The sequence below is a fragment of the Enterobacter sp. AC1 genome, from assembly GCF_050434705.1.
Taxonomy (GTDB): Bacteria; Pseudomonadota; Gammaproteobacteria; order Enterobacterales; family Enterobacteriaceae; genus Enterobacter; species Enterobacter cloacae_L.
This window is the reverse complement of the sequence record NZ_JBNDIZ010000001.1, coordinates 978,848-1,004,692: the sequence shown is the minus strand read 5'-3', so window position 1 is coordinate 1,004,692 and position 25,845 is coordinate 978,848. Positions and strand designations below refer to the sequence as shown.

Here is a 25,845-nt window from a genome sequence, read left to right as displayed (position 1 = left end):
CCTTTTGTTAGTGTTAACATTGCAAGGCTTACTGTAAATCCGACGTTGTCTGATTTCAGCAGGTGAATGATGACGAACCAATTTGACGATTGTTGGTCAGATGGTGTCGTAATCTATTGTCAAATCACGATTATTTTCTTTGTATATGCTCTTATGTGTGGGGCATCACTGCAAATAAGGATATAAAATGCCTGTAATTACTCTTCCTGATGGCAGCCAACGCCATTTCGACCACGCAGTTAGCCCAATGGATGTTGCCCTGGACATCGGTCCTGGTCTCGCGAAGGCGACTATCGCCGGCCGTGTTAACGGTGAGCTGGTGGATGCTTCCGACCTGATCGAAAACGATGCGACGCTTGCAATCATCACTGCGAAAGACGAAGAAGGTCTGGAGATCATTCGTCACTCCTGCGCGCACCTGCTAGGCCATGCCATCAAACAGCTGTGGCCAAACACCAAAATGGCGATCGGTCCGGTTATCGACAACGGTTTCTACTACGACGTTGACCTTGACCACACCCTGACTCAGGAAGATATCGACGCGCTCGAAAAACGTATGCATGAGCTCGCCGAAACGAACTATGACGTCATCAAGAAGAAAGTCAGCTGGCACGAAGCGCGTGAAACCTTCGTGAAGCGCGGCGAGAGCTATAAGGTCTCTATTCTTGACGAAAATATTTCCCATGATGACAAGCCTGGCTTGTACCATCACGAAGAATACGTCGACATGTGCCGTGGACCGCACGTGCCGAACATGCGCTTCTGTCATCACTTTAAACTGATGAAGATCGCGGGCGCCTACTGGCGCGGCGACAGCAACAACAAGATGTTGCAGCGTATTTATGGTACCGCGTGGGCCGATAAAAAAGCCCTGAACGCGTACCTGCTGCGCCTGGAAGAGGCCGCGAAGCGTGACCACCGTAAAATCGGTAAGCAGCTTGACCTGTACCACATGCAGGAAGAAGCGCCGGGTATGGTGTTCTGGCATAACGATGGCTGGACCATCTTCCGTGAACTGGAAACCTTCGTACGCTCCAAGCTGAAAGAGTACCAGTATCAGGAAGTGAAAGGCCCGTTCATGATGGACCGTGTGCTGTGGGAAAAAACCGGCCACTGGGACAACTACAAAGATGCGATGTTCACCACCTCTTCTGAGAACCGTGAATACTGCATTAAGCCAATGAACTGCCCGGGTCACGTTCAGATCTTCAACCAGGGTCTGAAATCCTACCGCGACCTGCCGCTGCGTATGGCGGAGTTCGGTAGCTGCCACCGTAACGAGCCATCAGGTGCCTTGCACGGTCTGATGCGCGTTCGTGGCTTTACTCAGGATGATGCGCATATCTTCTGTACGGAAGATCAGGTACGTGATGAAGTTAACGCCTGTATTCGTATGGTCTACGATATGTACAGCACCTTTGGCTTCGAGAAGATCGTGGTCAAACTCTCAACGCGTCCGGAAAAACGTATCGGTAGCGATGAGACCTGGGATCGTGCTGAAGCGGATCTCGCCGTCGCGCTGGAAGAGAACGGTATTCCGTTCGAATATCAGCTGGGTGAGGGCGCATTCTACGGTCCGAAAATTGAATTTACCCTGTATGACTGCCTCGATCGCGCATGGCAGTGCGGTACTGTACAGCTGGACTTCTCCCTGCCTCAGCGTCTTAGCGCCTCTTATGTTGGCGAAGACAACGAGCGTCAGGTGCCGGTAATGATTCACCGCGCAATTCTCGGTTCTCTGGAGCGCTTCATCGGCATCCTGACCGAAGAGTTTGCAGGCTTCTTCCCAACCTGGCTTGCGCCAGTGCAGGTCGTGGTGATGAACATTACCGATTCTCAGGCAGATTACGTTAAAGAATTGACGCAGAAACTACAAAATGCGGGCATTCGCGTAAAAGCAGACTTGAGAAATGAGAAGATTGGCTTTAAAATCCGCGAGCACACTTTACGTCGTGTCCCATATATGTTGGTCTGTGGTGATAAAGAGGTGGAAGCAGGCAAAGTTGCCGTTCGCACCCGCCGTGGTAAAGACCTGGGCAGCCTGGACGTAAGTGAAGTGATTGAGAAGCTGCAACAAGAGATTCGCAGCCGCAGTCTTCAACAACTGGAGGAATAAGGTATTAAAGGCGGAAAACGAGTTCAAACGGCACGTCCGAATCGTATCAATGGCGAGATTCGCGCCCAGGAAGTTCGCTTAACAGATCTTGAAGGTGAACCACTGGGGATTGTGAGTCTGAGAGAAGCGATCGAAAAAGCTGAAGAAGCTGGAGTAGATTTAGTTGAAATCAGCCCTAACGCCGAACCGCCAGTTTGTCGTATCATGGACTACGGCAAGTTCCTTTATGAAAAGAGTAAGTCTTCTAAGGAACAGAAGAAGAAGCAAAAAGTTATCCAGGTTAAGGAAATTAAATTCCGTCCTGGTACCGACGATGGCGATTATCAGGTAAAACTCCGCAGCCTGATTCGCTTTCTGGAAGATGGCGATAAGGCCAAGATCACACTGCGTTTCCGCGGTCGTGAGATGGCCCACCAACAGATCGGTATGGAAGTGCTTAACCGCGTCCGTGACGATCTGAGTGAACTGGCAGTAGTCGAATCCTTCCCTACGAAGATCGAAGGCCGCCAGATGATCATGGTGCTCGCTCCTAAGAAGAAACAGTAAGGCCTTCAAGCAGCAAAATCTGTGGAGCCTTCGGGTTTCATAGGTTTTGTTCGCCTATGTTTCGTTTATTTAACAATGCGAAGTGGAAGTTATTAAGATGCCAAAAATTAAGACCGTACGCGGTGCTGCTAAGCGCTTCAAAAAAACCGGTGGTGGTGGATTTAAGCGTAAGCACGCAAACCTGCGTCATATTCTGACCAAAAAATCTACTAAGCGTAAACGTCACCTGCGTCCAAAAGGCCTTGTTTCTAAAGGCGATCTGGGTCTGGTTATCGCGTGCCTGCCGTACGCATAAGCCGTTAACGTTTAATTTTTTTACTAAGAATATAGATACAGGAGAGCACATATGGCTCGCGTAAAACGTGGTGTAATTGCACGTGCACGTCACAAGAAAATTTTGAAACAAGCTAAAGGCTACTACGGTGCGCGTTCACGCGTTTACCGCGTTGCCTTCCAGGCTGTTATCAAAGCAGGTCAGTACGCTTACCGTGACCGTCGTCAGCGTAAGCGTCAGTTCCGTCAACTGTGGATTGCGCGTATCAACGCAGCAGCACGTCAGAACGGTATTTCTTACAGCAAATTCATCAACGGCCTGAAAAAAGCCTCTGTTGAAATCGACCGTAAGATCCTGGCTGACATCGCAGTATTCGACAAAGTAGCGTTCACCGCTCTGGTCGAAAAAGCGAAAGCAGCACTGGCATAAGCCAGTTGAGAGAGGGAGCTTTGCTCCCTCTTTTGTTTTAACCTCATCAGAACATTGACTTTTACCCGTCCAGGCTTTTCAATAAGGTCTTAACGGTTTTTACCCTACAAGGTAACGCAAGCATGAATGCTGCTATTTTCCGCTTCTTCTTTTACTTTAGCACCTGAATTCAGGAGGCTAGCGCGTGAAAGATGAAACGAAAAACAGCGCCAGATAAGCCTCCCGATGGAGGCTTTTTTTGTGCCTGAATTTGAGAGAATAACTCCACCAAATCGGTGTCTGCACCGACATAATGAGGAAAATCATGTCACATCTCGCAGAGCTGGTTGCCAGTGCAACAGCCGCCATTAATCAGGCCTCAGATGTTGCCGCGTTAGACAATGTCCGCGTCGAATATCTTGGTAAAAAAGGGCATTTGACCCTTCAAATGACAACCCTGCGTGAACTGCCGCCAGAAGAACGCCCGGCAGCGGGTGCGGTGATTAACGAGGCCAAAGAGCAGGTTCAGCAGGCGCTGAACGCGCGTAAAGCCGAGCTGGAAAGCGCGGTGCTGAATGCGCGTCTGGCCGCAGAGACGATTGACGTTTCTCTGCCGGGTCGTCGTATTGAAAACGGCGGTCTGCATCCGGTCACCCGTACGATTGACCGCATTGAAAGTTTCTTCGGTGAGCTCGGCTTTACCGTGGCGACTGGCCCGGAAATCGAAGATGATTACCACAACTTCGATGCCCTGAACATTCCTGGCCATCATCCGGCACGCGCTGACCACGACACTTTCTGGTTCGACGCTACGCGTCTGCTGCGTACCCAGACCTCAGGCGTTCAGATCCGCACCATGAAGGATCAGGAACCGCCAATCCGCATTATCGCGCCGGGCCGCGTCTATCGTAACGACTACGATCAGACCCACACCCCAATGTTCCACCAGATGGAAGGTCTGATCGTTGATAAAAACATCAGCTTCACCAACCTGAAGGGCACGCTGCATGATTTCCTGAACAACTTCTTTGAGGAAGATCTGCAGGTTCGTTTCCGTCCGTCCTACTTCCCGTTCACTGAACCGTCTGCGGAAGTTGACGTGATGGGTAAAAACGGCAAATGGCTGGAAGTGCTGGGCTGCGGGATGGTGCATCCAAACGTGCTGCGCAACGTGGGTATCGATCCGGAAGTGTACTCCGGCTTTGCGTTCGGTATGGGCATGGAACGTCTGACCATGCTGCGCTACGGCGTGACCGACTTACGCGCATTCTTCGAAAACGATCTGCGTTTCCTCAAACAGTTTAAATAAGGGCAGGACAGAACAATGAAATTCAGTGAACTGTGGTTACGCGAATGGGTGAACACCACGCTGGACAGCGACGCGCTTTCTAACCAGATCACCATGGCGGGCCTGGAAGTGGACGGCGTTGAGCCGGTTTCCGGTGCCTTCAACGGCGTGGTCGTCGGCGAAGTGGTAGAGTGCGGCCAGCACCCTAACGCTGACAAACTGCGCGTGACAAAAGTGAACGTGGGCGGTGACCGTCTGCTGGATATCGTCTGCGGTGCGCCAAACTGCCGTCAGGGGCTGAAGGTGGCCGTGGCGACCGTCGGTGCCGTACTGCCGGGTGATTTCAAAATCAAAGCGGCTAAGCTTCGCGGCGAGCCGTCTGAAGGCATGCTGTGCTCCTTCTCCGAGCTGGGTATTTCCGACGACCACAACGGCATCATTGAGCTGCCGCTGGATGCGCCAATCGGTACCGATATCCGCGAATACCTGAAGCTTGATGACAACACCATCGAAATCAGCGTCACGCCAAACCGTGCCGACTGCCTGGGTATTATCGGCGTGGCGCGCGACGTTGCCGTGTTGAACCAGACCGAGCTGAACGCGCCGGAGATCGCTCCGGTTGAAGCGACCATCAGCGACGTACTGCCTATTCAGGTTGACGCTGCGGATGCATGTCCTCGCTACCTCGGTCGCGTAGTGAAAGGCATCAACGTTAAAGCGCCAACCCCGCTGTGGATGAAAGAGAAGCTGCGTCGCTGCGGTATCCGTTCTATCGATGCGGTAGTTGACGTGACTAACTACGTCCTGCTGGAGCTGGGCCAGCCAATGCACGCGTTCGATAAAGATCGTATCGAAGGCGGTATTGTGGTGCGTATGGCGAAAGAGGGTGAAACCCTGGTTCTGCTGGACGGCAGCGAAGCGAAACTGAACGCTGACACGCTGGTTATTGCCGACCACAGCAAAGCGCTGGCAATGGGCGGCATTTTCGGCGGCGAACATTCAGGCGTGAACGATGAGACGCAAAACGTGCTGCTGGAGTGTGCGTTCTTCAGTCCGCTTTCCATCACCGGTCGCGCACGTCGTCACGGCCTGCACACCGATGCCTCTCACCGCTACGAGCGCGGCGTTGACCCGGCTCTGCAGTATAAAGCGATTGAGCGTGCCACCCGTCTGCTGATCGACATCTGCGGCGGTGAAGCGGGCCCGGTTATTGACGTCACCAGTGAAGAGACTCTGCCGAAGCGCGCGACCATCACCCTGCGTCGCAGCAAGCTGGATCGTCTGATTGGCCACCACGTTGCCGATGCGCAGGTGACCGATATCCTGAAGCGTTTGGGTTGCGACGTGACCGAAGGTCAGGACGAGTGGAAAGCCGTTGCCCCATCCTGGCGTTTCGACATGGAAATCGAAGAAGATCTGGTGGAAGAAGTGGCCCGCGTATACGGCTACAACAACATCCCTGACGAGCCTGTCCAGGCCGGCCTGGTGATGGGGTCCCACCGTGAAGCCGACCTGTCCCTGAAGCGTGTGAAAACCATGCTGAACGACAAAGGTTACCAGGAAGTGATCACCTACAGCTTTGTTGATCCAAAACTGCAGCAGCTGATCCACCCGGGCGAAGAAGCGCTGATCCTGCCAAGCCCAATCTCCAGCGAAATGTCTGCAATGCGTCTGTCCCTGTGGACGGGCCTGCTGGGCACTATCGTTTATAACCAGAATCGCCAGCAAAACCGCGTGCGAATTTTCGAAAGCGGTTTGCGCTTTGTGCCGGATAATCAGGCAAATTTAGGCATCCGTCAGGATCTCATGCTGGCTGGTGCCATCAGCGGTAACCGCTACGAAGAGCACTGGGACCTGGCAAAAGGCGCGGTTGATTTCTACGATATGAAGGGCGATCTGGAAGCGATTCTGGATCTGACCGGTAAATTATCTGAAATTGAATTCCGCGCGGAAGCCATCCCGGCTCTGCATCCGGGCCAGAGCGCGGCCATCTATTTAGACGGCAAACGCGTTGGTTTCATTGGGGTTGTTCACCCTGAGCTGGAGCGTAAACTGGACCTGAACGGCCGTACCATCGTGTTCGAGCTGGAATGGAACCTGGTGGCAGACCGCGTGATTCCTCAGGCTCAGGACGTCTCCCGCTTCCCGGCAAACCGCCGTGATATCGCAGTTGTGGTCGCGGAAAATGTGCCCGCAGCAGATATTTTGGCCGAATGTAAGAAAGTTGGCGTAAATCAGGTAGTTGGCGTAAACTTATTTGACGTGTACCGCGGCAAGGGCGTAGCAGAAGGTTTCAAGAGCCTCGCTATTAGCCTTATCCTTCAGGATACCAGCCGTACACTCGAAGAAGAGGAGATTGCCGCTACCGTCGCCAAATGTGTAGAGGCATTAAAAGAGCGATTCCAGGCATCATTGAGGGATTGAACCTATGGCGCTTACAAAAGCTGAAATGTCAGAATATCTGTTTGATAAGCTTGGGCTTAGCAAACGGGATGCCAAAGAGCTGGTAGAGCTGTTTTTCGAAGAGATCCGTCGTGCTCTGGAAAATGGTGAGCAGGTTAAACTCTCCGGTTTTGGTAATTTTGATTTGCGAGACAAAAACCAACGTCCGGGCCGTAACCCGAAGACGGGGGAAGATATTCCCATTACAGCCCGCCGCGTGGTGACCTTCAGACCCGGCCAGAAGTTAAAAAGCCGTGTCGAAAACGCAACGCCCAAAGCAGAGTAATATGAACTAACCAAAAAGGCCGCCCACGCGGCCTTTTTTCTTTGCGCTCTCTGGCAAACCCGCCGTAAAATCAATTACATCTCACGCTACTAATAACCATACTCATGCTTGATTATGCCCATCGCCAGCACCGTTCCGATCGACGTCGCCTGCTTTTGCTGGTGCTGCTACTCATTGTCGCCGCGGGTGTGAGCCTCTGCGCCGGTGACCGATGGATAGGGCCCGAAAGCTGGTGGGGGCCTGACGGGCAGCTCTTCGTCTGGCAAATTCGTTTGCCGCGCACCGTCGCGGTGATTCTGGTGGGTGCCGCGCTGGCGCTGTGCGGCACTATTATGCAGGCGTTGTTTGATAACCCGCTGGCGGAACCCGGGTTACTCGGCGTGTCGAACGGCGCAGGCGTGGGGCTGATTGCGGCGGTGATGCTGGGCGGGGGAGAACTCTCCGGATGGGGAATTAGCCTGAGCGCAATTCTTGGCGCATTGCTGATAACCGCGATCCTTCTTCGCTTCGCCAGACGGCACTTATCCACCAGCCGTCTGCTCCTTGCCGGCGTGGCGCTGGGGATTATCTGCAGCGCGCTGATGACCTGGGCAGTCTATTTCTCGACCTCCTTTGACTTGCGCCAGCTCATGTACTGGATGATGGGCGGCTTTGGCGGCGTTGACTGGCACCAGGGCTGGCTAATGGCGCTGCTGGTGCCGGTTATCGCGTGGGCTGCCCTGCAGGCGCAGCCGCTGAATATGCTCGCGCTGGGTGAAAACTCTGCCCGCCAGCTCGGCATGCCGATAGGGTTCTGGCGTAATGTGCTGGTCATCGCCATTGGCTGGCTGGTCGGCGTCAGCGTCGCTCTGGCGGGGGCGATTGGCTTTATCGGGCTGGTTATTCCGCACATGCTGCGTCTGTGTGGCCTCACGGACCATCGAACCTTACTTCCGGCCTCGGCTGTTGCCGGTGCCGTCACGCTGCTGGTGGCCGATATCATCGCCCGGCTTGCCCTGACAGCCGCCGAGCTGCCCATTGGCGTTGTGACCGCCACGCTGGGCGCGCCGGTCTTTATCTGGCTACTATTAAAAGCTGGACGTTAAATCGACAATCTGAGGAAATACTATGCAGTCAGATATCCTGAATACGAAAGTGACCACCATTGATGGCGATAACACCACGCTTGAAGGCTACAAAGGCAACGTGTTGCTTATCGTCAACGTGGCATCTAAATGTGGCCTGACGCCGCAGTACGAACAGCTGGAAAACATTCAGAAGGCCTGGGAGAAAGACGGTTTCACCGTACTGGGTTTCCCGTGCAACCAGTTCCTGGGCCAGGAGCCGGGCAGCGAAGAGGAGATCAAAACGTTCTGTAGCACCACCTACGGCGTCACGTTCCCGCTGTTCAGCAAAATTGATGTCAACGGTGACGATCGCCATCCGCTGTATGCGAAGCTCATCGCTGCCGCCCCGAAAGCCGTTGCGCCGGAAGGAAGCGGTTTTTATGAACGCATGGCAAGCAAAGGCCGCGCGCCGCTCTATCCGGACGACATTCTGTGGAACTTCGAAAAATTCCTGATTGGCCGGGATGGCCAGGTCGTTCAGCGTTTTTCACCGGATATGACGCCTGAAGATCCGATTGTCATGGAATCAATCAAGCTGGCGCTGGCGAAATAATGTCGTTGCTGATGCAGCTCACGGACGTTGCCGAGAAGGGACGTCTGGAGCCGATAACCGGTACCCTCAATGCGGGAGAAATCCTGCATCTTGTCGGGCCGAACGGCGCAGGGAAGAGCACGCTGCTGGCGCGGATGGCTGGTCTGACCGGCGGAGCAGGGCAGATAACGTTGCTGGAGCATACCCTTGCCGACTGGTCGCCGGTCTCGCTGGCGCACCGGCGCAGTTACCTCGTGCAGCAGCAGGTGCCTCCCTTTGCGATGCCTGTCTGGCACTATCTGATGCTGCATTTGCACGACAAACACCATACGGCACTGCTGACGGACGTGGCTGCGGCCCTGGGGCTGGAAGATAAACTCTCCCGGCACGTCAGCCAGCTTTCCGGCGGAGAGTGGCAGCGGGTGCGTCTGGCGGCAGTCATCGTTCAGATCCACCCGGCCGGTAACCCTCATGGGCGGCTGCTGCTTCTCGATGAGCCCATGAGCGGTCTGGACGTGGCGCAGCAGGCGGCGCTGGATACGCTGTTAAGCGCCCTGAGCCGAAAAGGTATCGCGGTGGTGATGAGCAGTCATGACCTCAACCATACCTTGCGTCATGCCCACCGGGTGTGGCTACTGTCGCGTGGAAAGATGATCGCCAGCGGCACGCGGGATCGGGTTCTTACGCCGCCCAATCTTGCCCGCGCGTACAATATGTCGTTCCGCAGGCTGGATATAGAAGGTCATAAGATGCTGATTTCAACCGGGCAGGAGTAACCGGTTCTTGCCTGCGAGCGCGATTGCACGCTAAATTACGAAAAGAACAAAAAAAGCAGAGGATTCGTCTGAAATGCGATTCTGGTTTCTCCTGATGGCTGCACTCTTTCTTGCGGGATGCAGCAGCCATCGTGCTCCGCCGCCTAACCCACGGCTTTCAGATTCGATCACCGTCATCGCCAGCCTGAACGATCAGCTGAGCAACTGGCGCGGTACGCCCTATCGCTACGGCGGCATGAGCCGGGGCGGTGTAGATTGCTCGGGCTTTGTTCTGATGACGTTTCGCGACAAGTTTGATTTACAGCTTCCGCGCGAAACGCGCAAGCAGGCTGAAATCGGCACTGAAATTGATAAAGACGAACTTCTGCCTGGGGACCTGGTTTTCTTTAAAACCGGATCGGGTGAAAGTGGTCTTCATGTGGGGATATATGATACAGACAATCAGTTTATTCATGCCTCAACCAGCCGCGGCGTGATGCGCTCTTCTCTGGATAATGTTTACTGGCGTAAAAATTTCTGGCAGGCACGACGTATATAGTCTTGGTCGGACACATCTCTTATGACGGCATGGTAACTAATAAACCATGCCGTTTTTCTCAAATAAGATGATTAAAGTTAAATTTACCTAAATTAGCGAAGCCCGCATGTGACTGTTTTATCTAAAACTGGCTATTATTCTGTAACCAGGATAAGATCTATTTTAGATTCAGGGATAAATCTGAAAATTAATACGGAACTAATGAAATTAATCTTATTAAAATCAAGACAGTGGAATTGTGTCGGCAATTGCTCCAGGATGTCCTCTCTCATCTTTAATGCGGGGCGAGTGCAATGATTATTACGCTAGATAATGCTTACCAGTCTGAACTGCTGCTTCTGCCTGCCCGTAATAGTGCAGGTGAGCTTAAAGGTTTAGAAATTCTGGTTAACTTTACTGGCGTCGGCAGCGATGTGAGGATCCCCACTGAGCTTGTTATCCCAAGACTTTCAGCAGCCGAAGAGTTAGAACTGTTTAACGAAAAACTGCAATTGCTTGATACCTGCAAACTGTTTTTTATTCAGCATCAGTTAATTGCATGGATCAATATTACACCCGTAATTGTTGAGTTTTTATTAAGTAATGGGAACGCTGTTTCAATCCTTGAGCGTTATCCGTTTCTTGAGTTTACTGTTAATGAGAACTATCCAGGTTTAAATAACGGAAAAGACGATCTGCAGCTGGCGAGAATGGCAATCCATTTCCCGTTGGTTCTGGCAAACTTTGGCGCAGGCGCTGCGTCGCTCAAAGCGGTCTATGACGGATTATTTAAACGGGTCATTCTCGATAAAGGTTTCATTCAGCAGCGTGCCACGGAGCTCTCTTTTGAGCCATTTATGCGCGCCATCCTCTGGCAAGTCACGCCGCACTGCCAGTCGGTGATCGTCTCCGGCATTGACGACCACGGCCTGTTGCAGCGCGTTCTGTCCTTCAATTTTGGCGCAATGCAGGGGGCGCTCTGGCCTGCCGTCTCTGCAGAACACGTCACTACGTTGGTTCAGCAGCGATAACCCTTGCTTTCGCCCGTGTTTAAGTCCGGGTAAACCCTCTACACTAAAAGCAGGAGGACTTATGACCCTGTCTTTTACTGCTCACTGGCATGACGAGTTGCCTGGCTTTTACACCGCACTCAAACCTACACCGTTACAAAATTCACGCCTTATCTGGCATAACGACCGGCTGGCAGATGAACTGACTATTCCGCCTGAGCTGTTTCAGCCTTCAGCAGGCGCTGGCATCTGGGGAGGCGAAACGCTGCTTGCCGGTATGCAGCCTCTGGCGCAGGTCTATAGCGGACATCAGTTTGGCGTCTGGGCGGGTCAACTGGGCGACGGCAGGGGGATCCTGCTCGGCGAACAGCAGCTTCCCAACGGGGAGACGGTTGACTGGCATCTGAAAGGCGCAGGTCTTACCCCCTATTCGCGGATGGGCGACGGGCGCGCGGTACTGCGTTCAACGATTCGCGAATGCCTGGGATCTGAAGCGATGCATGCGCTGGGTATCCCCACCACCCGCGCGCTGTCGATTGTTACCAGCGATACGCCGGTTGCGCGCGAAACGATGGAAAAAGGGGCAATGCTGATGCGCATTGCGCAAAGCCATTTGCGCTTCGGTCATTTCGAGCACTTTTACTATCGCCGCGAGCCGGACAAGGTTCGCCAGCTAGCGGACTTTGCCATTCGTCACCACTGGGCGCATTTGCAGGACGAGGCGGATAAATACGTTCTCTGGTTCAGGGATGTAGTAACCCGAACCGCCACTCTGATTGCCCGCTGGCAAACGGTAGGCTTTGCCCATGGCGTCATGAATACGGACAATATGTCGATCCTCGGGCTGACCTTTGACTACGGTCCGTTTGGCTTCCTCGATGATTATCAGCCTGGGTACATCTGCAACCACTCCGACTACCAGGGGCGTTACAGCTTTGACAACCAGCCGGCGGTCGGCCTGTGGAACCTGCAGCGGCTTGCGCAAACCTTGTCGCCGTTTATCGACGTGGAAGCCCTGAACGATGCCCTCGACAGCTATCAGGACATTTTGCTGGGGGAATATGGCACGCTGATGCGCAACAAGCTCGGGCTGGTGACGCAGGAGAGAGGCGATAACGATATCCTCAACGGCCTGTTTGCTCTGATGGCGCGTGAGGGCAGCGATTACACCCGAACCTTCCGGATGCTGGGCCAGACGGAGCAGCACAGCGCGGCCTCGCCGCTACGCGACGAGTTTATTGACAGGCAGGCGTTTGACGACTGGTTTGCTCAGTACCGCACGCGACTGCAGCACGAGCAGGTGGATGACGCGACCCGCCAGACGCAGATGAACGCCACGAACCCGGCGATGGTATTGCGCAACTGGCTGGCGCAGCGGGCGATTGCGCAGGCAGAGCAGGGCGAATACGACGAGCTGCACCGCCTGCATGCGGCGCTGCGCACGCCGTTTGCCGACCGGGATGATGACTACGTCAGCCGCCCGCCCGACTGGGGCAAGCGGCTGGAGGTCAGCTGCTCAAGCTAACCCTGTTTGCCGGGTGGCGGCTTCGCTTACCCGGCCGATAAGTCACTGTGCAACCCAGCCGCCGTCCATATTCCACGCGGCGCCGCGCACGTTCACGGCGCTGTCGCTGCACAAAAACAGCGTCACTTCACCCAGCTGTTCCGGGGTGACAAATTCCCCGGAAGGCTGTTTCTCCCCCAGAAGCTGGTCGCGCGCCAGATCCGGCGCGGCGCCATCCGCAATGCGTTTGTCGATTTGCTGTTGCACCAGCGGCGTCAGTACCCAGCCGGGGCAGAGCGCATTTGCGGTAATACCGGTGCGGGCGGTTTCCAGCGCCAGCGACTTGGTAAAGCCCACCACGCCATGCTTGGCGGCCACGTAGGCTGACTTCTCTTTTGAGGCCACCAGCCCGTGAACCGAGGCGATATTGATGATTCGCCCCCAGTTCTTCTCCCGCATGGCAGGCAGCGCCAGCCGGCTGGTGTGAAATACCGCTGAAAGGTTAATGGCAATAATGTCGTTCCACTTCTTTACCGGAAACGCATCAACCGGGGCCACATACTGTATGCCCGCGTTGTTGACCAGGATGTCCACGCCGCCGAACTGCGTATCGGCGTAGCGCATCAGGGCTTCAATCTGAATGACATCGCGCAGATCCGCATCGTGATAGCCCGGCTTTTTGCCCAGCTGCGCAATCTCAGCGCGCGCCGATTCGCTGTCGCCGAAACCGTTAAGGATCACCTGTGCCCCGGCTTTCGCCAGCACGCGGGCGATCCCAAGGCCAATACCGCTCGTCGAGCCGGTCACCAGTGCGGTTTTACCGTTCAGATTCATTTTTTTCTCCTTACACAATGCCGGTCAGATAGAACACGGCAATGACAAAAAGCACTGCCAGACTTTTAATGATTGTGATAGCGAAAATGCCGCCGTAGGCCTGACGATGGCTCAGGCCGGTGATCGCCAGCAGGGTAATCACCGCGCCGTTATGGGGCAGGGTATCCATCCCCCCGCTTGCCATGGAGGCCACGCGGTGCAGCACCTCAAGAGGGATATTGGCCGCGTGGGCGGCGGCAACAAACGTGTCGGACATGGCCGCGAGGGCAATGCTCATCCCGCCGGACGCCGAGCCGGTGATCCCCGCCAGAACGGTCACGCTGATGGCCTCATTGAGTAATGGATTCGGGATCGCCGCCAGCGCTTTGGATAACACCAGAAAACCGGGCAGGGCGGCGATAACCGCGCCAAAACCGTATTCCGAGGCGGTGTTCATTGCGGCCAGAATGGCACCGCTGACCGCCGTGCGGCTGCCTTCTGCCAGGCGTCCGCGGATATTGCGAAAGCCAAAAATCAGCACCAGCACGATACCGGAGATCAGCGCCGCTTCCACCGCCCAGATGGCGGTGATCTTGCTGACCTCGGTCACAATCGGCTTCGCCAGTCCGGGCAGGGTAAGCTCGTGGCGCGAGCCGTACCAGCCTGGGATCCAGCGGGTAAACAGCAGGTTGAGGATCCCCACCAGCAGCAGAGGGGAGATGGCAATCAGCGGGTGTGGGAGGTTAATATTGTCCGGCGTTTCCGGTTCATTTTTCAGATCCGTGCCGTAATCTTCGTTGTTATTGAGCGCCTTACGACGCTGGCGCTCAAGCCACAGCAGGCCAAAACAGATAATAAACAGCGAGCCGATCAGCCCCAGCCACGGCGCGGCCCAGGCGTTAGTGCCGAAGAAGCTGGTGGGGATAATGTTCTGGATCTGCGGCGTGCCGGGCAGGGCGTCCATGGTAAACGAGAATGCCCCGAGCGCCACGGTGGCCGGGATCAGCCTTTTAGGGATGCCGCTCTGGCGGAACAGCTCAGCGGCAAACGGATAAACTGCAAACGCCACCACAAACAGCGACACGCCGCCGTAGGTTAACAGCGCGCACACGAGGACAATCACCGGGATCGCGTGGCGACGCCCGAGGATCTGAATCGCCGCGGCGACGATGGATCGTGAGAAACCGGAGAGTTCAATCAGCTTGCCAAACACCGCGCCCAGCAGGAACACCGGGAAGTAGAGCTTGACGAAGCCCACCATTTTTTCCATAAACAGGCCGGTAAACGTCGGGCCGACGGCGCCCGGGTCGGTCAGCAGCACGGCACCGAGCGCCGCAATCGGCGCAAACAAAATCACGCTATATCCGCGATAGGCCGCCAGCATCAGCAGTGCCAGCGCCCCCAGGGCAATTAACACACTCATTGCGACTCCTTACTCTTGTTATATTCGGGTACTAACGAGATGTTTAACGCTCGACGGTCAGGGCGATGCCTTGCCCGCCGCCTACGCACAGGGTGACGAGCCCTTTTTTGACGTCCCGGCGCTGCATTTCGTGCAGCAGCGTCACGAGGATGCGGCAGCCGGATGCGCCAATCGGATGACCGAGGGCAATCGCGCCGCCGTTGACATTCACCTTGCGCTCATCCCAGCCGAGCTGCTGGCCCACCGCCAGCGCCTGCGCGGCAAAGGCTTCATTGGCTTCAATGAGGTCCACGTCATCCAGCGTCCAGCCCGCCCGCGCCAGCGCCGTACGGCAGGCGCTGACCGGACCGATGCCCATCACCGACGGGTCAACGCCCGTCACGGCATAACTCACGATGCGTCCGAGGATCGGCAGCCCGCTCTCCCGGGCGCGTTCCTCGCTCATTAGCAGCACCGCAGCGGCACCGTCGTTGAGCGTCGAGGCGTTGCCCGCCGTGACCGTGCCTTCCTCGTGCAAAAAGGCGGGGCGCAGCTGCGCAAGCTTCCCGGCGGTGGTCCCTGGCCGGGGCTGCTCATCACTGCTGACAACCTGCGGCGGCTTTTTACCCTGCTTCACCGTCACCGGCGCTATCTCGGCGTCAAACAGACCGGACTCAAGGGCGGACGCCGCTTTTTGCTGCGATCGGGCGGCGAAGGCATCCTGCTGCTCGCGGGAAATGCCGTACTGTCGGGCAACGTTTTCAGCGGTGATGCCCATGTGGTAATCGTTGAACGCGTCCCACAGACCGTCCGTGATCATGCTGTCCTGCAGGCCCGTATGGCCAAAACGCAAGCCTGACCGTGCCCCGTCCAGCAGATAGGGGGCGTTGCTCATGCTCTCCTGACCGCCTGCGATAACTACGTCGGCGTCGCCGCAGCGGATCGCCTGCGCGGCGAGCTGCACCGCTTTTAAGCCCGCGCCGCACACCAGATTGACCGTTGTCGCCGGCGTGGTGACCGGTAACCCAGCGGCGATGGCGGTCTGGCGCGCCGGGTTTTGCCCGCATCCCGCCGTCAGCACCTGACCGAAAATCACCTCGTCTATCTTCTCAGCGCTAAGACCGCTGTTCTCAAGCAGGCGACGGACCGCTGCGGCACCCAGCTCAGCCGCAGAGAGAGGCGCGAGCGATCCGCGAAAACTGCCGACAGGGGTACGCGTTGCCCCGACAATCATGACCTGTTTCATGCAGAGCCCTCAGCTGAAGCGCATTTCGCGAACGTCGTCCGCCACAATGATTTTCCCGGCCGTTTTCGCCACGATGTCGTCGATGCTGACGCCGGGGGCGTATTCCCGCAGGATGAACGCGCCGTCCTCGATCTCGAGCAGCGCCAGGTCGGTTAAGACCCGGCGGATACAGCCCACGCCCGTGAGCGGCAGCGTGCAGCGCGGCAGCAGCTTTGACTCACCGCTTTTTGAGGCGTGGGTCATCACTACGATGATGTTCTGCGCCCCGGCGACGAGATCCATCGCGCCACCCATTCCTTTCACCATTTTCCCGGGGATCATCCACGAGGCGATGCTGCCCTCGACGTCCACTTCAAAGGCACCGAGCACGGTCAGGTCGACATGGCCGCCGCGGATCATGGCAAACGACTGGGCCGAGTCGAAAATGGCGGCGCCTGTCCGGGCGGTCACGGTCTGTTTACCGGCATTGATCATGTCTGCGTCAAGGCTCTGCGCATCGGGAAACGCGCCCATCCCCAGCAGACCGTTTTCCGACTGGAGCATCACGTCCATCCCTGGCGGAATATAATTCGCCACCAGGGTTGGGATGCCGATCCCCAGGTTGACGTAGTAACCGTCGCGCAGCTCCCGGGCGACGCGCATGGCCATCTGTTCACGGGTCAACATCGTCACACTCCTTCCGCGCGCAGCGTGCGCTGCTCAATGCGTTTTTCAAACTGGCCGACGATCAGCCTGTCGACGTAAATTCCCGGGGTATGAATGGCCGACGGGGGCAGCTCTCCCGGCGGAACAATCTCTTCCACCTCCACAACCGTTATCCGGCCCGCCGTTGCCATCAGCGGGTTAAAGTTTTGCGCGGTATGTCGGTAGATAACGTTGCCGTACCAGTCCGCCTTCCAGCCTTTGATGAGCGCAAAATCACCCGTAATGGCCTCTTCGAGGACGTAATGTTTACCCGCAAACTGGCGCACCTCTTTGCCCGCGGCCACGGGTGTGCCGTAGCCGGTTGCGGTGTAAAAGGCGGGGATCCCGGCGCCGCCCGCGCGCACCTTTTCGGCCAGCGTCCCCTGAGGCGTGAGTTCAACCTCCAGCTCGCCGCTCAGCACCTGCTGCTCGAACAGCGCGTTCTCGCCGACGTAAGAGGCCACCACCTTACGGACCTGCCGGGTCTCAAGCAGGATACCGAGGCCGAAGCCATCCACGCCGCAGTTGTTTGATACCACCGTCAGGCCCTGCACCTGGCGGCGTCTGACCTCGGCAATCAGATTCTCAGGAATACCGCACAGGCCGAAGCCGCCCGCCAGCAAGGTCATCCCGTCCGTCAGCCCATCCAGCGCCTGCGCATAGCTGCCGACGCGCTTATCCAGTCCTGCCATAATTACCCCTCCCGTTAGCCGTGCCGGTATCATTAGGGGCGGCGACTCATTTGTTAATTTTGAATTTGTGACTCACTCATTTGGTTTTTTTATTAATTTCCTGTTAACTAAATTTTTTCAATTAGTTAACAGGATGAAAAATGAGAATGAGTGTCAAACAGTTACGCGCGTTTTTAGCGGTAGCTCACACTCTGAACTTCGCGCACGCCAGCGAACGGCTGAATCTCTCTCAGCCGGCACTCAGCCTGACGATAAAAGCGCTGGAGGATGCTCTCGGCGGGCCGCTGCTGCAGCGCAGCACGCGCAAGGTCGCTCTGACGCAGGAGGGCGAGACCTTTTTGCCGATGGCGCGGCAGTTGCTTGCTGACTGGGATAATGTCGAAGAGGCGATGCACCAGTGCTTTACCCTGCAGCGCGGCAAAATCTCGGTTGCGGCCATGCCGTCGTTTGCCGCGAATGTCTTACCCGAGGTGCTAAAAGCGTTTCGCGACCGTCACGCCGGGATCAACGTCACCGTGCATGACGTCATTAACGAGCAGGTCATCGAGATGGTGCGGGAGGGGCGCGTGGAGATGGGCATCGCGTTTGAGCCTGCGCCAACGCACAACCTGCTGTTTACCCCGCTGGGCCTCGACAGGTTTGTTGCCGTTGTGCCAAAAGATTCCCCGCTTGCGGGCAGGAAGCGCCTGGCATGGGAAGAACTGCTGACGCTGGATTTCATTACCCTGCAGCGCCCCTCGGCGGTGCGTCTGATGATGTAAGAGGAGCTGGCGCGAAGCGGCAGAAGGCTGGACGTCGCGCTGGAGAGCCATCAGCTGGTGACGGTTGGGCGAATGGTCGCAAGCGGGCTGGGCGGCAGCGCCGTGCCGGCGCTGTGCGAGACCCAGATGGCGTCGCTGGGGGCGGTTTGTATTCCGCTGGACAGCCCGCCCATTGAAAAGTGTATCGGGGTGATCCACCCGGGGCACACGCAGCTCTCTAAAGCGGCCCATGTCCTGCTGGAAACGCTGAAGGATTTTTACCAACCCGGTCAGGGGGCGAGAAACACCTGCGGCGCGGCGTGAGCCGGATGCCTGCCGACGTGGACCTGCGCGCCGTACCAGCGCGCCAGCGTATCGGCCTGTAAAACGGTTTCCGGTTCCCCCTGGGACACGATTTTCCCGCCGTGCAGCAGCAGGATGCGATCCGCCCACAGCGCCGCCAGATTGAGGTCGTGCAGCACCGCGCACACGTGCAGATGTCCCCGACGGGTCAGGGATTTCAGCAGGCGCAGCAGATGCTGCTGGTGGTAGAGATCCAGCGCGGAGGTGGGTTCATCAAGGAACAGCCAGCCGCGCGGCGCACCGTCGCACCAGAGCTGAGCCAGCGCGCGGGCGAGCTGGATGCGCTGCTGCTCGCCGCCGGAAAGCGCCGCAAACCGCCGGCCCGCCAGCGGTAAACAGCCGGTAACGGCCATCACCTCCTCAATAACCGATGCTTCAGGCGTGCGGGTCCAGGGCGCGCGCCCCATACCGACGACCGCCTCAACCGGCCAGTCGAATCCGAGCTGCGTGTTCTGGCGCATCACCGCCCGGTAGCGGGAGAGCGCATCCGGCTGCCAGGCCGCAAGCGGCGTGCCCGCCAGGCTGCACCGTCCTGCCGCCGGTTTAAGATAGCCGGTAAGCAGCCGCAACAGCGTTGATTTCCCGGCGCCGTTGGGGCCAATCAACGCCACCAGCTCGCCCTGAGATAAGGTCAGCGACACGTCGTCGATCAGCGTCCGCTGCCCGGCGCGAAAAACAAGGTTTTCTGCACCATAGCGTTCAGCCATGCGCACCTCCGCGACGAAAGATAAGCCACAGGAAACCCGGCGCGCCGAGAAGGCTGGTCAATAAGCCGACCGGCATTTCCGCCGGGGCGACCAGGCTGCGCGCCAGCGTATCGGCAACCAGCAGGAGCAACGCGCCGGCCAGCACCGAGCCGGGGATCGCGGCGCGGTGGTCGGCCCCCAGCCACATGCGTACCAGGTGCGGCACCACCAGGCCGACAAAGCCGATAACGCCGCTGACCGCCACGGCGGCGGCCACCAGCAGGGCGCTGCACAGTAAAAGGATCCGCTGCACGGTAGCGACGTCCACGCCGAGGTAGTGCGCCTCTTCGTCGCCCAGCTGCAGCAAATTGAGAGCGCCTGCCAGACGCCAGATAACCAGCGCGGTGGGCACCATCAGCGACGCGACGGCCAGCAGCGTTGACCACTGCGCCTGACCGAGGCTGCCCATTCCCCAGAGCGAAAGCTGGCGAAGCTGGGCATCGTTGCTGAGCCATGACAGCACGCCGACGGCCGCGCCGCACAGGGCGTTGATGGCAATGCCGACCAGCAGCAGGCGCGACAGGGAAGCGTCACGCTGCCGGCTGAGCAGGAAAATCACGAGGGTGGCGGCCAGCGCGCCGAGAAACGCCGCCAGCATTGGGGCATACAGCATCACCAGCGCAGGCAGCGAGAGCGGAAGCACCACCCACAGCGCGACGGCAAGTGCCGCGCCGCTGCTGATGCCGAGCAGGCCCGGATCCGCCAGCGGGTTGCGGAACAGCCCCTGCATCACGCAGCCCGCCAGCGCCAGTGAACCGCCAATTGCCAGCGCCAGCAGCACGCGAGGCAGGCGGATCGTCAGCCAGATCTGACGCAGCGCCTCGTCGCTGTCGTCCCACAGCAGGCTGGCCGGCAGGCGTAATGCCCCAACCCCGGTCGCGGCGAGGGTCATGACGGTCAGGATCGCGGTCAGCATCCATAACGATAAGGCAATCCGTCGGGACATCAGGGCAGCTGCTCCGCTTTACTGCGCAGCTGTTGGATGGCCTGTGGCGTTCGCACGCTAAAGCCCAGCAGCGCCATATCGTCAATCGCCAGCACCTGCCTGTTCCGTCCCGCCGGGGTTTGCGCCAGGCCGGGCAGCTTCCACAGATTCGCTTCACCGCCCAGGGCGTTGATCCCGTCCTGCGAAATCACCACCAGATCGGGCCGGCTGGCGATCGTGCCCTCCTGCGACAGCGGCTGATAGCGGCTGAATCCCTGCATCGCGTTCTGCAGGCCCGCCGCACGGATGGCCGCATCCGCGCCGGTCTGCTGTCCAGCTGCCATGGCGGTCATCCCCCCGTGGTTGAGAATAAACAGCACCCGCTTGTTGAGCGGCGATGCGGGAAGCGCCGACAGCGCCTGACGCAGCGTGTTGCGCAGAACTTCCCCCTCGGCCTCGCGGTGCGTCGCTTGAGCGACAATCCGCACCTTTTCGTCAATGACGCTCAGGTCGTTTCCGGCGGGAATGGCGATCACCCTGACGTGGCTTTGCTCAACCTGCTTTAGCGCCAGAGACGGCTGCGCCTGGGCGCTGGCCAGCACCAGCGTGGGGCGCACGGATAAGATCCCTTCCGCATTGAGCTGGCGCAGATAGCCGACGTCCGGCAACGCGTTCGCCGCCGGCGGCCACTGGCTGGTGCTGTCGCGCGCCACCAGCGAAGACGCCGCGCCGAGGGCGTAGACAATCTCGGTGACGTCGCCGCCGAGCGTGACGATTTTCGCCTGCGGCGCTGCAAGCGCCAGCAGGGGCAGGGCGCAGATCAGGGCAAGCCACCGCTTCATGCGGCCAGCCCTTTCGCCGTTAAGGCGTCAATCTGGCTGCGCCACTGGCTCTGCTCCGGCTCGCCTTCGGTACGCTGGCCGTACAGCTGGGCGATTTGCGTCCCGTCGGCGGCAAACAGCTCCAGGCTGGTGACGTGCCCATCAGCCGTCGGCTTGCGCGTAACCCACGTTTCCGCAATGGATCCTTCAAGCAGATGCAGGGTAAAGGTTGGGTTAAAGATATTCAGCCAGCCTTTCATCGGCACCAGCTTTTCCACCGCGCCGGTGAAGATCTGCACGCAGCCGCGGTTGCCGACGAAGACCATGATTTCGTTTCCGTCCCGGCGGGCCGCTTCCAGCAGCTGCGCCAGCGCGGCGTTATCGACCCGGCAGGCCAGATCGTCACCCACCAGGCGAAACGCCTGCTGGCGGCTGAGATTGTGGCGCTTCAGCAGGCCGAAGAACTGATGCACGTCGGTCATGGCGCGCCACTCTGCGTCCACGAGCGCGGCCTCCGCGTTTTCTGCGTGAGCCGGGACATCGGCCACCTTCAGCGCCAGCGGTGGATTATCGGCAAAGATAAAGCGGGTCAGCACGTCGCCCCAGGCGGAAACGTCGGTGTTATCCGTGGCGTAGACCTTCAGCAGGGCATCGCCCTGGTGGTCGAAGAACTGAATGCTCTGCCGCTCGCCGCGGGCGGTCGCTTCACTGATGTGAAACGCGCTTGCCCACTGGTTGAGGAACAGGCGCAGATCCAGCGCGCGCGGATTCAGCACCAGCCCGGCGTGGCCGTTCAGGTGCTGGTTGGTGAAGCTCCCTACCTGCTCGTGCACGGCGTATTCGTTGCGGCAGATACATTTGGTTTCTCCCACCGCTTCCAGCGCGGCCAGGATCTCGCGGATTTCACCGCGCAGTCGCCACGCGTCGTGGCCCACGCGGGCAAAGGTCAGCTCTGCTTCGCTGATGTTCATTAAGCCGGCGATGTCGCGCGCGTACTTACCGGGATTGTCTTCTTTTAGCTCAAGCCAGCGCGTGTAGTGATTCATTGTTTTCATCCTTCTGAATAGTTGCCCCGACGGGAGTTACCACTGATAGCTTACGAAAATCTTGCCGTTACGGCCGTCCTGCGGAATGCCCTGAGGGGACCAGTACGCTTTGTCAAAGGCGTTGCCGAGCACCAGCGTGGTGGTCACGCCTTTCAGCTTCTCCTGGCCCTTATAGCTGACGTAGAAGTCGTTGACCGCGTAGCCCGGCTGCTTGCTGTAGCTGCTGCTGATATGCGTTGAGCGATCGACAAAGGTGCCAATCCAGCCGACGGAAAAACCGCTTTGCGCCACCGGAACGTCCAGCTTGCTGGTGACGGTATCCGGGTTGATGCTGGAGATGTACTCGCCCGTATCGGTGTCTTTCCCGCGCGTGCGGTTATAGGCCAGGTCGAGGTTGAAGAGGTCGGCCGAGTATTTCGCCATCATATCCCAGCCCCATATTTTGGCGTTCGGGACGTTATAGGACATGGTGGTCGCCGCCGCAAAATCGACGGTGGTGGAGATATAGTCTTTGGCTTTGGTGTCGAAATAGCTGGCTTTAAACTCCAGCGCATCGTTGGCAAGCATCAGATCGTCAAAGCGCAGGCCAAAACCAAACTCCTGCGTTTCGTTAGTTTCCGGGCGCAGGTTCGGGTTTGGCACCCAGTAGTTGGTATAGAAGCTGCCGATGGAGAAGTGTTTGGCGTCGTTATACATCTCGCCCATGGTGGGCGCGCGGAACGCCTGCGCGTAAGAGCCAAACAGCATCAGCCAGTCGGTCGGGCTGACGGTTAACCCGGCGCGGGAGGACCATTTATCGGCATCCACATCGTCGTAGCCATTGCTGCTGCCGCGGTAGTTGTCATAGCGCGTGCCGCCAAGAAGAGTGACGGGGAGGTCGCGCAGGGTAATTTCATCCTGCAGCCAGCCTGAGCTGAAGTCGATCTTCGCCTCCGGGAAACCGGTGGTCGCACCGCCAGGGCGTTGTTCCTGACGGTAGTATTCCCCGCCGTAGGTCAGAAGGTGTGCTGCAAAGGTGTCGGTGAACAGGCGGGTGCGGTTTTCCACTTTGCCGCCTTTGGTCGTCTGCTTGCGAAACTCACCGCTGCCGTCGATGTTCTGGGCATTAATACGCGCTTCGGACCAGTAGACCTTCGCGTCGGCGTTCAGCCAGTCGTTTCCGGCCGGGGCGATGGTGTAGCCCAGCTGCGCGTCACGCTGAATGGTGGAGCGATCGGTCATCGGGTTACTGCTGTCCGCCCCGGTGGTTTGCGGATTTTTTGGCTCCTGGGCGTCGTTGTTGTAGTAGCGCAGGGAGCCGCTCAGGGTCTGGGCCGGGTCAATCTTCCAGCTGCCTTTCGCCAGCATGTTATTAATGGATTCGTCGTTAGGCGCGGAGGCGCCGTCGCTCTGGCGGATGTCACCGCGATCCCGGCTGGACCAGGAGACCAGACCGTCCAGCGTATCGGTGCGGCCGTAGGCGCTGGCCCCCATGCCAAGGCTTCGATCGCCCGTCGCGCCGGTACCAAATACGCGGTAACCGCTGTTTTTACCCGGATCCAGCAGGTCTTTTGCATCGACGGTGTCATACGAAATCACGCCGCCCAGCGCGCCGCTGCCGTACAGCAGGGCAGACGGACCGCGCACCACTTCGATACGTTTAATCAGCGCCGGGTCGAGGAAGGTGCTGTTCAGGTGGCCGGTATCGGTTCCCTGGCGCACGCCGTCAACCAGCACCAGCACGCCGCGACGGTCATAGCCGCGCAGGTTCACGTCCTGGCCGTTGGTGCGCCCGGTGCCGTCCAGCGTCAGGCCGGGGACGTTGCGCAGCAGGTCGGCCGCCGAGCTGGCGGTCTGTTTCTCCGGCGCGCTGGCGTCAATCACGCTCACCATCATGGGGGCTTCAAAGGCGCTGCGGGCGTTGCCCGTGGCGGTCACGGTAATGTCGTCTGTGGCGGCAAACGCGATGCCCGGCAGGGCGCTGACGATCGACAGCGCCAGAAGTGACGGGCGTAAAGACGCGGAAGGCAGGTGTGGCATAGCAACTCTCCATAAGAATTGAAAAGCGCTGGCTGCCTGGGGGTCACCTGGGTGGCTGGCGTATTTTTTTGGTTTATTTCGTGAGGATCAGTTTTCCGGCATGGGTCTGGCGCAGAAGATAGCGCTGGCCGTCATGCTCGATAATGACCCGCCCCTCATCGCCGAGCAGGGCTTTGCTGTCAATCCGACGCTCGGTGGGGGCTGGCGCTGTGTGTGTTTTTGCAGGCGTTGCCGCGCTGTTATCCGTACGTGACATAATGTTTATAAATAACAATCAATGTAACAATGATAATTATTATCAATAAACTGCAAATTCACGGCAAGCGTTTTTGTGAAAAAAGGGTGAGGGGATCAAATTTGGGGGGGAAGTGCGGTTGGATGCCCTCACCCCGACCCTCTCCCACAGGGAGAGGGAGAAGGGCACGGATCGTAGGTCGGGTAAGCGCAGCGCCACCCGACAATAACATCAGAAGCGAGAATCAACCGCAGCTGCCAGCTTCTCCAGCAGCAGTTCGCTGTCTTCCCAGCTCAGGCACGGGTCGGTGATCGACTGGCCGTAGGCCATCTGCTGTCCGGCAACGATCTTCTGCGTGCCTTCCTTAATGAAACTTTCGGCCATAATGCCCGCAATGGCGCTTGAGCCGCTGCGGATCTGCTGGCAAACCTCATCGCAGACGTCCAGCTGGCGACGGTGCTGCTTCTGGCAGTTGCCGTGGCTGAAGTCCACCACCAGGTGTTCCGGCAGGTCGAATTCGGCCAGCGTTTCGCAGGCTGCCGCAATATCTTGCGCATGGTAGTTGGGCTTCTTGCCGCCGCGCATAATGATATGCCCGTACGGGTTACCGCTGGTCTGGTAGATGGTCATGTGGCCGCTCTTGTCCGGCGACAGGAACATATGGCTGGCGCGGGCAGCGCGGATCGCATCAACCGCGATGCGGGTGTTGCCGTCCGTCCCGTTTTTAAAGCCGACCGGGCAGGAGAGGGCGGATGCCATTTCGCGGTGGATTTGGCTTTCGGTGGTGCGTGCGCCAATTGCGCCCCAGCTGATCAGATCGGCGATAAACTGTCCGGTCACCATATCGAGAAACTCGGTCGCCGTCGGCACGCCCAGTTCGTTGACCTGTAGTAGCAGTTTGCGCGCCAGCTCGATACCGTGATTCACGCGATAGCTGCCGTTCAGGTCAGGGTCGGAAATCAGGCCTTTCCAGCCCACCACGGTCCGCGGTTTTTCAAAGTAGGTCCGCATCACAATCTCAAGGCGATGCTGGTACTTATCCCGCAGCCCCTGGAGCCGTTTTGCATAATCCATCGCGGCATCCAGATCGTGGATGGAGCATGGCCCAATCACCACCAGAAGACGTTTGTCTTCACCATTAAGGATTTTTTCAATGCGTCGGCGGGAGGCCGTCACATGTTCCGCGACGGCGGCGGAAACAGGGTGCCGCTGTGCCAGTTCAGCCGGCGTGACCAGGCTGTCAATGCGCGCAGTGCGGAGTTCATCGGTTTTATTCATGGAATGTCTCAGAAAATTTTTGCTTCATCG

26 protein-coding genes, 1 pseudogene and 1 other annotated feature are annotated in these 25,845 nt (G+C 58.0%); of the genes and pseudogenes, 15 read left to right on the top strand and 12 right to left on the bottom strand.

The window, feature by feature from the left end; all coding sequences use genetic code 11:
• The first annotated feature begins 187 nt into the window (after positions 1 to 187).
• The 14 genes from thrS (at position 188) to selO (ending at position 12,826) form a co-directional block, all read left to right on the top strand.
• Positions 188 to 2,116 carry a threonine--tRNA ligase gene (gene thrS / locus M2433_RS04810; RefSeq protein ID WP_025757343.1) on the top strand — a complete coding sequence of 643 codons (1,929 nt, stop codon included), beginning with the start codon at positions 188 to 190 and terminating at the stop codon, positions 2,114 to 2,116.
• 3 nt (positions 2,117 to 2,119) lie between these two features.
• The gene (gene infC / locus M2433_RS04805; protein WP_014069901.1) at positions 2,120 to 2,662 is read left to right on the top strand and encodes a translation initiation factor IF-3; all 543 of its coding nucleotides are present in this window, start codon (positions 2,120 to 2,122) and stop codon (positions 2,660 to 2,662) included.
• Positions 2,663 to 2,759: 97 nt separating this feature from the next.
• Positions 2,760 to 2,957 carry a 50S ribosomal protein L35 gene (rpmI, locus tag M2433_RS04800; protein ID WP_003030583.1) on the top strand — a complete coding sequence of 66 codons (198 nt, stop codon included), beginning with the start codon at positions 2,760 to 2,762 and terminating at the stop codon, positions 2,955 to 2,957.
• A 51-nt stretch (positions 2,958 to 3,008) separates the two neighbouring features.
• A complete protein-coding gene (rplT, locus tag M2433_RS04795) occupies positions 3,009 to 3,365 on the top strand; it encodes a 50S ribosomal protein L20 (RefSeq protein ID WP_000124850.1) in 357 nt (118 codons plus the stop codon).
• Positions 3,366 to 3,482: 117 nt separating this feature from the next.
• Positions 3,483 to 3,607: a sequence feature (Phe leader region), on the top strand.
• Complete coding sequence (pheM, locus tag M2433_RS04790; protein ID WP_001386830.1) at positions 3,488 to 3,532, top strand: pheST operon leader peptide PheM; 45 nt, start codon at positions 3,488 to 3,490, stop codon at positions 3,530 to 3,532. It overlaps the preceding feature by 45 nt.
• A 62-nt stretch (positions 3,608 to 3,669) precedes the next feature.
• On the top strand, positions 3,670 to 4,653 hold the full coding sequence (gene pheS, locus M2433_RS04785; protein WP_010426091.1) for a phenylalanine--tRNA ligase subunit alpha: 984 nt from the start codon (positions 3,670 to 3,672) through the stop codon (positions 4,651 to 4,653).
• A gap of 15 nt (positions 4,654 to 4,668) precedes the next feature.
• Positions 4,669 to 7,056, top strand: coding sequence for a phenylalanine--tRNA ligase subunit beta (gene pheT / locus M2433_RS04780; RefSeq protein WP_429053082.1), 2,388 nt, complete (start codon positions 4,669 to 4,671; stop codon positions 7,054 to 7,056).
• A 4-nt stretch (positions 7,057 to 7,060) separates the two neighbouring features.
• Positions 7,061 to 7,360: an integration host factor subunit alpha gene (ihfA, locus tag M2433_RS04775; RefSeq protein WP_003857805.1), complete on the top strand. Its 300-nt coding sequence runs from the start codon at positions 7,061 to 7,063 to the stop codon at positions 7,358 to 7,360.
• 104 nt (positions 7,361 to 7,464) lie between these two features.
• On the top strand, positions 7,465 to 8,445 hold the full coding sequence (gene btuC / locus M2433_RS04770) for a vitamin B12 ABC transporter permease BtuC (protein ID WP_429053081.1): 981 nt from the start codon (positions 7,465 to 7,467) through the stop codon (positions 8,443 to 8,445).
• Between the two features lie 22 nt (positions 8,446 to 8,467).
• Complete coding sequence (locus tag M2433_RS04765; RefSeq protein ID WP_047348863.1) at positions 8,468 to 9,019, top strand: glutathione peroxidase; 552 nt, start codon at positions 8,468 to 8,470, stop codon at positions 9,017 to 9,019.
• Entirely contained in the window at positions 9,019 to 9,774 is a 756-nt protein-coding gene (gene btuD, locus M2433_RS04760) for a vitamin B12 ABC transporter ATP-binding protein BtuD (RefSeq protein WP_429053079.1), read from the top strand. The genes M2433_RS04765 and btuD overlap by 1 nt, the downstream gene beginning before the upstream one ends.
• 73 nt (positions 9,775 to 9,847) lie before the next feature.
• Complete coding sequence (locus M2433_RS04755; RefSeq protein ID WP_028017229.1) at positions 9,848 to 10,312, top strand: NlpC/P60 family protein; 465 nt, start codon at positions 9,848 to 9,850, stop codon at positions 10,310 to 10,312.
• Between the two features lie 293 nt (positions 10,313 to 10,605).
• A complete protein-coding gene (locus M2433_RS04750; protein ID WP_429053077.1) occupies positions 10,606 to 11,322 on the top strand; it encodes an EAL domain-containing protein in 717 nt (238 codons plus the stop codon).
• Between the two features lie 61 nt (positions 11,323 to 11,383).
• Positions 11,384 to 12,826, top strand: a complete 1,443-nt coding sequence (gene selO, locus M2433_RS04745) for a protein adenylyltransferase SelO (protein ID WP_429053076.1) — start codon at positions 11,384 to 11,386, stop codon at positions 12,824 to 12,826.
• Between the two features lie 42 nt (positions 12,827 to 12,868).
• Here the strand turns inward: selO and M2433_RS04740 are convergent, their stop codons facing one another.
• Genes M2433_RS04740 through M2433_RS04720 form a run of 5 tightly spaced genes read right to left on the bottom strand, consistent with a single transcriptional unit; the run spans position 12,869 to position 17,642 of the window.
• Positions 12,869 to 13,639 (bottom strand): 3-hydroxybutyrate dehydrogenase, encoded by a 771-nt coding sequence (locus tag M2433_RS04740; protein WP_429053074.1) that lies wholly within the window; start codon positions 13,637 to 13,639, stop codon positions 12,869 to 12,871.
• 10 nt (positions 13,640 to 13,649) lie between these two features.
• Positions 13,650 to 15,041 (bottom strand): GntP family permease, encoded by a 1,392-nt coding sequence (locus tag M2433_RS04735; protein WP_429053072.1) that lies wholly within the window; start codon positions 15,039 to 15,041, stop codon positions 13,650 to 13,652.
• A gap of 43 nt (positions 15,042 to 15,084) precedes the next feature.
• A complete protein-coding gene (locus M2433_RS04730) occupies positions 15,085 to 16,266 on the bottom strand; it encodes an acetyl-CoA C-acetyltransferase (RefSeq protein ID WP_429053070.1) in 1,182 nt (393 codons plus the stop codon).
• A gap of 9 nt (positions 16,267 to 16,275) precedes the next feature.
• Complete coding sequence (locus M2433_RS04725; RefSeq protein ID WP_429053068.1) at positions 16,276 to 16,932, bottom strand: CoA transferase subunit B; 657 nt, start codon at positions 16,930 to 16,932, stop codon at positions 16,276 to 16,278.
• Between the two features lie 2 nt (positions 16,933 to 16,934).
• Positions 16,935 to 17,642, bottom strand: a complete 708-nt coding sequence (locus tag M2433_RS04720; RefSeq protein WP_047348855.1) for a CoA transferase subunit A — start codon at positions 17,640 to 17,642, stop codon at positions 16,935 to 16,937.
• A gap of 140 nt (positions 17,643 to 17,782) precedes the next feature.
• Between M2433_RS04720 and M2433_RS04715 the strand changes: the two are divergent.
• A pseudogene (locus tag M2433_RS04715) lies at positions 17,783 to 18,706 on the top strand (LysR family transcriptional regulator).
• Here M2433_RS04715 and M2433_RS04710 read toward each other — a convergent pair.
• The 7 genes from M2433_RS04710 to aroH form a co-directional block, all read right to left on the bottom strand.
• Positions 18,673 to 19,452 (bottom strand): heme ABC transporter ATP-binding protein, encoded by a 780-nt coding sequence (locus M2433_RS04710; RefSeq protein ID WP_429053066.1) that lies wholly within the window; start codon positions 19,450 to 19,452, stop codon positions 18,673 to 18,675. The pseudogene M2433_RS04715 and the gene M2433_RS04710 sit on opposite strands and share 34 nt — an antisense overlap.
• Positions 19,445 to 20,437 carry an iron ABC transporter permease gene (locus M2433_RS04705; protein WP_264438901.1) on the bottom strand — a complete coding sequence of 331 codons (993 nt, stop codon included), beginning with the start codon at positions 20,435 to 20,437 and terminating at the stop codon, positions 19,445 to 19,447. The genes M2433_RS04710 and M2433_RS04705 overlap by 8 nt, the downstream gene beginning before the upstream one ends.
• Positions 20,437 to 21,258: a heme/hemin ABC transporter substrate-binding protein gene (locus M2433_RS04700; protein WP_429053065.1), complete on the bottom strand. Its 822-nt coding sequence runs from the start codon at positions 21,256 to 21,258 to the stop codon at positions 20,437 to 20,439. The genes M2433_RS04705 and M2433_RS04700 overlap by 1 nt, the downstream gene beginning before the upstream one ends.
• Positions 21,255 to 22,283: a hematinate-forming heme oxygenase ChuS gene (gene chuS, locus M2433_RS04695; RefSeq protein WP_429053064.1), complete on the bottom strand. Its 1,029-nt coding sequence runs from the start codon at positions 22,281 to 22,283 to the stop codon at positions 21,255 to 21,257. Before chuS ends, M2433_RS04700 begins: the two co-directional genes overlap by 4 nt.
• Positions 22,284 to 22,319: 36 nt before the next feature.
• The gene (locus tag M2433_RS04690; RefSeq protein WP_429053063.1) at positions 22,320 to 24,302 is read right to left on the bottom strand and encodes a TonB-dependent hemoglobin/transferrin/lactoferrin family receptor; all 1,983 of its coding nucleotides are present in this window, start codon (positions 24,300 to 24,302) and stop codon (positions 22,320 to 22,322) included.
• A gap of 73 nt (positions 24,303 to 24,375) precedes the next feature.
• Complete coding sequence (gene hemP, locus M2433_RS04685) at positions 24,376 to 24,558, bottom strand: hemin uptake protein HemP (RefSeq protein WP_059312296.1); 183 nt, start codon at positions 24,556 to 24,558, stop codon at positions 24,376 to 24,378.
• Positions 24,559 to 24,768: 210 nt separating this feature from the next.
• Complete coding sequence (aroH, locus tag M2433_RS04680; RefSeq protein ID WP_429053062.1) at positions 24,769 to 25,815, bottom strand: 3-deoxy-7-phosphoheptulonate synthase AroH; 1,047 nt, start codon at positions 25,813 to 25,815, stop codon at positions 24,769 to 24,771.
• Between the last annotated feature and the right edge of the window lie 30 nt (positions 25,816 to 25,845).